This is a genomic window from Bacillus sp. 05T31, assembly GCF_056396725.1.
In genome coordinates, this window is sequence record NZ_JBFTMA010000316.1 from 1 (window position 1) to 6,111 (window position 6,111).

General features: G+C 35.5%; 6 protein-coding genes and 1 pseudogene. 1 reads left to right on the forward strand and 6 read right to left on the reverse strand.

Annotation, left to right across the window (positions count from 1 at the left end; translation table 11 throughout):
• Positions 1 to 6: 6 nt before the first annotated feature.
• Positions 7 to 1,170, forward strand: a complete 1,164-nt coding sequence (locus tag AC1DJR_RS17980) for a cation:proton antiporter (RefSeq protein ID WP_002011888.1) — start codon at positions 7 to 9, stop codon at positions 1,168 to 1,170.
• Between the two features lie 63 nt (positions 1,171 to 1,233).
• On the opposite strand, the gene AC1DJR_RS17985 is transcribed toward AC1DJR_RS17980, so the two are convergent.
• The 6 genes and pseudogenes from AC1DJR_RS17985 to AC1DJR_RS18010 all read right to left on the reverse strand — a co-directional run.
• Positions 1,234 to 1,512: a DUF3986 family protein gene (locus AC1DJR_RS17985; protein WP_060751449.1), complete on the reverse strand. Its 279-nt coding sequence runs from the start codon at positions 1,510 to 1,512 to the stop codon at positions 1,234 to 1,236.
• A 65-nt stretch (positions 1,513 to 1,577) separates the two neighbouring features.
• On the reverse strand, positions 1,578 to 2,927 hold the full coding sequence (locus AC1DJR_RS17990; RefSeq protein WP_429686676.1) for an aspartate aminotransferase family protein: 1,350 nt from the start codon (positions 2,925 to 2,927) through the stop codon (positions 1,578 to 1,580).
• A 189-nt stretch (positions 2,928 to 3,116) separates the two neighbouring features.
• A complete protein-coding gene (locus AC1DJR_RS17995) occupies positions 3,117 to 4,682 on the reverse strand; it encodes a solute symporter family protein (protein ID WP_477003165.1) in 1,566 nt (521 codons plus the stop codon).
• A 228-nt stretch (positions 4,683 to 4,910) separates the two neighbouring features.
• Positions 4,911 to 5,540, reverse strand: coding sequence for a sterol desaturase family protein (locus tag AC1DJR_RS18000; protein WP_002126527.1), 630 nt, complete (start codon positions 5,538 to 5,540; stop codon positions 4,911 to 4,913).
• 82 nt (positions 5,541 to 5,622) lie between these two features.
• Positions 5,623 to 5,916, reverse strand: coding sequence for a hypothetical protein (locus AC1DJR_RS18005; protein WP_002011898.1), 294 nt, complete (start codon positions 5,914 to 5,916; stop codon positions 5,623 to 5,625).
• A gap of 19 nt (positions 5,917 to 5,935) precedes the next feature.
• Positions 5,936 to 6,111: pseudogene (locus AC1DJR_RS18010) on the reverse strand (amino acid transporter); the annotation flags it as partial.

Genomic DNA, 6,111 nt, shown 5'->3' on the forward strand with positions numbered 1-6,111 from the left:
GATCAAATGGAATTCGAATTTTTCTTTCAGATTGCACTTATTTTATTAAGTACAAAGCTCGCTGGTGACCTTAGTGTTAGATTAGGTCAACCTTCTGTACTCGGTAAATTAATTGTTGGTATCGTTATCGGTCCAGCTATATTCGGATGGATTGAAAATTCAGAGCTTCTAACACAATTAAGTAATGTCGGAGTTATTCTTTTAATGTTTATGGCAGGACTTGAAACAGATTTAGAAGAATTAAACGCAAATCGTAATTCTTCTTTAGCTGTTGCACTTGGAGGTATCGTTCTTCCATTCGTAGGTGGTTACGTTGCCGGTCTTGTTGTCGGTATGGAACAAGGGAATGCTGTCTTTTTAGGATTACTTCTATGTGCAACAAGTGTTAGTATTTCCGTTCAAACACTTCGTGATTTAGGTAAAATGAAAACACGTGAAAGTACGACGATGCTTGGAGCCGCTGTATTTGATGACATTCTTGTTGTTATTTTATTAGCATTTGCAATGAGCTTCTTAGGCACAGATGACGTTAACTTAACAATGATTATCTTGAAGAAAGTAGTATTCTTTGCTTCTATCATTTTAATTGGTTGGAARGGTGTTCCAGCAATCATGCGTTGGTTATCACCRCTTCGCGTATCTGAGTCTATCGTTAGTGCTGCGCTTATCATCTGTTTCTCATTCGCATACTTCGGCGAACTATTAGGAATTGCTGGTATTATCGGTGCTTTCGCAGCTGGTATCGCTATTTCTCAAACGAACTACAAACATGAAGTAGAAAAGAAAGTAGAACCAATTGCTTACGCTATGTTCGTTCCAGTATTCTTTGTTAGTATCGGTATGAATATTACATTTGACGGTATTGGCGATCAAATTTGGTTCATCTTAGCATTAACAGTTATCGCTGTATTCACAAAACTAATCGGTTGTGGATTCGGTGCACGAATCACTGGATTTGATGCAAAGTCTTCTGCAATTATCGGTGCTGGTATGGTTTCTCGTGGTGAAGTTGCACTTATCATCGCAGGAACAGGACTTTCTTCTGGCCTATTAGCACAAGATTACTTTACAGCTATCGTTATTGTCGTTATTTTAACAACGATGATTACACCACCAATGTTAAAATACACTTTTGGTGCAAAAGATAAAGCAATGAAAGCAAGTAAATAAGTTTACTATAATAAAAGGAGATTGCTATCTTAAAAGATAGCAATCTCCTTTTTCATYTTCTCTTTAAACAATTCCATTCGTTTTTAACCATTTTTCAAAAATGGAGCGTGCTTCTTCATCATCGATATCATCACGAAATGAATAGACTTTAATGCCGTAATCATCTATATATTCACCTAGCTTCATTTCCTCCACTTTTTTGTAAAAATCATCTACCTCATAGTGTGGAATATAGGCATCCCAAATTGGTTCATTTATTCTTTTATACGCTGTCACTTCTAAATCATATCCATCTTCATAATATCCGATGTGATAATGTTTGTTAGGATCATATTTCTCCATTAAAAGCTCCTCCTTGTAAACAAAAGCGAGCCTTATATTACAGCTCGCTCCTCTCGTTCTATTTATTAAATACGTTCCATCGCTGTCTTCAATGTTCCGACAATAAAAGCAATTTCTTCACCTGAAATAACGAGCGGTGGCGCTAATGTTAATACGTTATTATACCCTGCTGTTGTCATACCGTTGCGTCCGATAATAAGCCCTTTTTCTTTACAAGCATTTACAACACTTGCAATTTTGTCATTATCAATTGGTGCTTTCGTCGCTTTATCATTTACTAGTTCGATTCCAACTAATAACCCTTTCCCTCTAATATTTCCAACAAGCGGATGTGCCCCAATTTCTTCTTTTAATTGATTTAATAAAAGTGAACCCATTTGTGCAGAGCGCTCAATTAAATTTTCATTTTCCATAATCTCTAAGTTTTTAAGCGCTAATGCACAAGCCGCTGGATTTCCACCAAATGTATTAATATGGCGGAAGAATTCATATTCTCCTGTTCCTTTAAATGCCTCATAAATTTCTTTTTTTACAGCTGTTGCTGATAATGGTAAATATGCGCTCGTAATACCTTTTGCCATCGTAACGATATCAGGCTTAACGTCATAGTTCATAAACCCAAATGCTTTTCCTGTACGCCCGAAACCACAAATAACTTCATCACTTATAAGTAGTGCTCCGTGTTTTTGACATGTTTCGTGAATTGCTTTCATATAGTCTTGTGGTGGCATTAAAATACCTCCGCCTGTAATAATTGGCTCCATAATAAATGCTGCTATCGTTTCACTTAATTCCCATGTCATAACACGATCTACTTCTTTTACGCATTCTACATCATAAATATTTTGTGATTCCATTTCTGGCATGCGGTAACAATCTGGAGGCGTTACATGTAAAAAACCTGAAGCAAATGGCTCATATTGGTATCTACGYTGTGCTTGKCCAGTCGCTGCCATCGTCGCCATTGTGTTTCCGTGATAACCACGATAACGTGACATAAATTTGTAACGATGCGGTTCACCTTTTTGAGCATAATATTGTCTTGCTATTTTAAAAGCGGTTTCATTCGCTTCTGATCCACTATTAGAGAAGAAAATAACATACTCTCCACCAAGCCACTCGTTTAACTTTTCAGCGAGCTTAATTGCTGGTTCATGTGATTGTGACATCGGAAAATATGATAATGTTTGCAATTGCTTATAAGCTGCCTCTGCAAGCTCTTTTCTTCCATATCCGCTATTTACACACCAAAGACCACTCATACCATCTAAGTATCTTTTTCCTTGTATATCTTCAACCCAGCACCCTTCTGCTTTTGCCCCTACCATTGTACTACTTGGACTAAAGGGACGCATTCCGTGCCACACATATTGCTCATCTTTTGCTAATAATTCATCGGTTTGTTTTGTCTTCATCATTTCTTCCACCTTCCATAACAACTTATTTTTCACAAAGCTGCGCTGGTGCCATGATGAGTTAAATTTCTCCCTGCCTATTTTCATTCCACAAACACAAGACAAATCCTACCAAAATTAAAGTAATATTTATAAGAAAATGTCAAAAGAAAGAGGAGCTTTTCTTATATTTCGAAAAGCTCCTCTTTTTTAATGCGAAGATGCATCACTAATACCATGACCAGTATTAGATTTCACAAGAATTTCATCAAATTTCGCTGCATCTTCTTTCTTACTAGAGAAAACAGTTCCTAAATATGCTGCAAGAAACCCGAGCGGGATCGAAATAATTCCAGGTGTCGTATATGGGAATATCGCTTCTCCAACAAAAATAGCTTTTCCAGCTACTGGGTTCCAAACATTTGGACTTAACGCTACAAGAACAATCGCTGATACAAGACCAACAATCATACCAGAAATTGCTCCTGTTGTATTAAAACGCTTCCAATAGATTGTAAATAATATAACCGGTAAATTCGCACTCGCTGCAACTGCAAATGCTAGTGATACTAAAAATGCTACGTTTAATGTTTGAGCAAATAAAGCAAGTATAATAGATACTATCGCCACCCCAATAGACGCATAACGCGCCATTGACACTTGCTCTTTTTCCGTTGATTTTCCTTTACGGATAATCTCATTATAAAAATCATGCGCGAATGCTGATGCTGCTGTTAACACAAGTCCTGCTACTACAGCTAAAATAGTTGCAAAAGCAATTGCTGATACGAAAGCAAATAAGAAATCTCCGCCTAATGCTTTTGCTAATAAAGGTGCTGCCATATTACCAGCAGGGTTTGCTTTAATAATCGCCTCATTTCCTACAAAYGCTGCTGCTCCAAACCCTAAGAAAATTGTCATAATATAAAACRCGCCAATTAACCACGTCGCATATACAACAGATTGACGTGCAGTTTTTGCATCACGTACTGTAAAAAAGCGGACAAGAATATGTGGTAATCCCGCTGTACCAAGGACTAGTCCTAAATTTAAAGAAAGTGTATCAAGACCATCCTTATACTTTACTCCTGGATTTAAAAACGAATCTTTTAATGGAGTAGCTGTTTTCATGTGAGCGAACATTTCAGTCACACTGAAATTAAATTTGGAGAAAACGATAACAGAAATAATAAATGTCCCTGCCATAAGTAGTACAGCCTTTACAATTTGAACCCAGCTCGTAGCTGTCATTCCTCCAAAAATAACATACACAGTCATAAGTGTACCTACGATTAATACAGATGTTGTATATTCAATACCTAATAATAGTTTAATAAGTGCACCCGCACCAACTAATTGTGCAATCATATAAAAAATTGAAATCGTCATCGTATTAAGCGCTGCTATACCACGAACTTTTTTCGCATCAAAACGTGCCGCAATCATATCTGCTAACGTGTACTTCCCTAAATTTCTAAGCGGTTCTGCGACAAGATATAGAACAACTAAATAAGCAACTAAAAAGCCGATACTATAAAAGAACCCATCAAACCCAGTTAACGCTATCGCTCCGGCTATACCAAGAAATGACGCAGCAGACATGTAATCCCCAGCAATAGCCAGACCATTTTGCCAGCCAGTTAATCCCCCTCCAGCCGTATAAAATTCACTCGCATTTTTCGTTTTTTTTGATGCAAAATAGGTTACAGACTGAACAACTTCTGTATARTTCACCTCATTTTTTAACTTACGTGCTGACGTATCATCTCGTTTCATTCTCTGGTCCCCTCTCTTAACTTAAAATACAATTCCTCCTTGCATACCTAAAGACTAAATTTTATAAATATTCAGAAACTTATTTCCATTTTAGACAATCTATACATTCCTGCAAAGATTTTTCGATAGACATTTTTCGTCATTTTCTCCTAAATTTTCAATATACTTTTTTAACATAAAATTTGATTAAACTTTTATTCCCATTAAAATAGAAGAAAGAAGTAGTGCTTATCGCACTACTTCTTTCTTTGTCTCCTTTTCTAAATTACGAGCTGTTTCACTTAATTCAACGTCTTTTCCATCTTTAAGTGTTCTAAATATAAAATCGAATACTGGATTTGAAACTCCGAACCAAAACTTTTCATTTTTATAATGGTGTAATATGTGCTGTTTTTTTAGCCATCTTCCAAACTTAGTGAAGGGACGAATCGGTTTATGTGCAATATAATGTTTCCATTCATAAACGAGGAGCATGATAATCATTCCGATTCCGAATGAAAGTGTAACAGTAACACTTTTTGTAATACCATACGTTATAAGTAAATATATAGTAAAGCTAGGTATACTAAACCATACAGGCAAAAATAAAAGTTTTAAATCATCTGGATATACGTGATGATCATAATGTAATCTTCTTAACATTTTTAATAAAAATGCGTTTTTAGGCGGCTTTAAATGGAATAAAAAACGGTGTGTCATATATTCGTTAAACGTATAAAAAACAATCCCAAACATACACGCTAACATACCAATCCATGTGAAAAATTGCATTTTTAAAATAATAATAAAAATTAATAGAACACTATACATAATAACAATATCATGTTGTAAAAAAAACTCTTTCACCACTCTTTTCATCTTACTTCCCCCTTTTCCACAAAAACAGCCGCAACATATCGTTACGACCATTTTTTTCTATTTCATTCTTATTCTATTCACTTTACAAATTTGCCTGCTGTTCTATTGTCGAGAAAAAAGTGTTCGGACCAAATATATTTTGCTTCGGAATAATGTGTTCTACTGCAAACACTGTTACTTCTCCTCTTTGTACTTCTCCAATAATGAGACCAAATACTTCATGATTTACCGCAAACGTTGGTTGTTTCGTTTGCAGTAACCTTGCTGCATTTTTAAATACCGCTTCATATAGTGGATTCCTATCAGTAATTTCTTTTCGGATTTTTGGTGCTAAAGTGATGATAATTTCTTTTCCGTCAATAGTGGTTCGATACATAAAAATCTCCCCTTCAATCTTATATGAACAACTGTAAAGCTTTGTATGCAAAATGGATAGAATATCCTACTAAAATAATACCTGCTCCGGCTGTAATATAGCCAAGTGCTTTTTTCTTTAATAAAGTTCTTCCAAAATGTACAGAAAAAGCAATATTTAAATTCCACAAAATAATACCAACAATAATACAAAGAC

Coding starts and splice junctions, on each gene's coding strand:
- AC1DJR_RS18005 (WP_002011898.1), bottom strand. CDS start 5,916: ATGTATCGAACCACTATTGACGGAAAAGAAATTATCATCACTTTAGCA.
- AC1DJR_RS17985 (WP_060751449.1), bottom strand. CDS start 1,512: ATGGAGAAATATGATCCTAACAAACATTATCACATCGGATATTATGAA.
- AC1DJR_RS18000 (WP_002126527.1), bottom strand. CDS start 5,540: ATGAAAAGAGTGGTGAAAGAGTTTTTTTTACAACATGATATTGTTATT.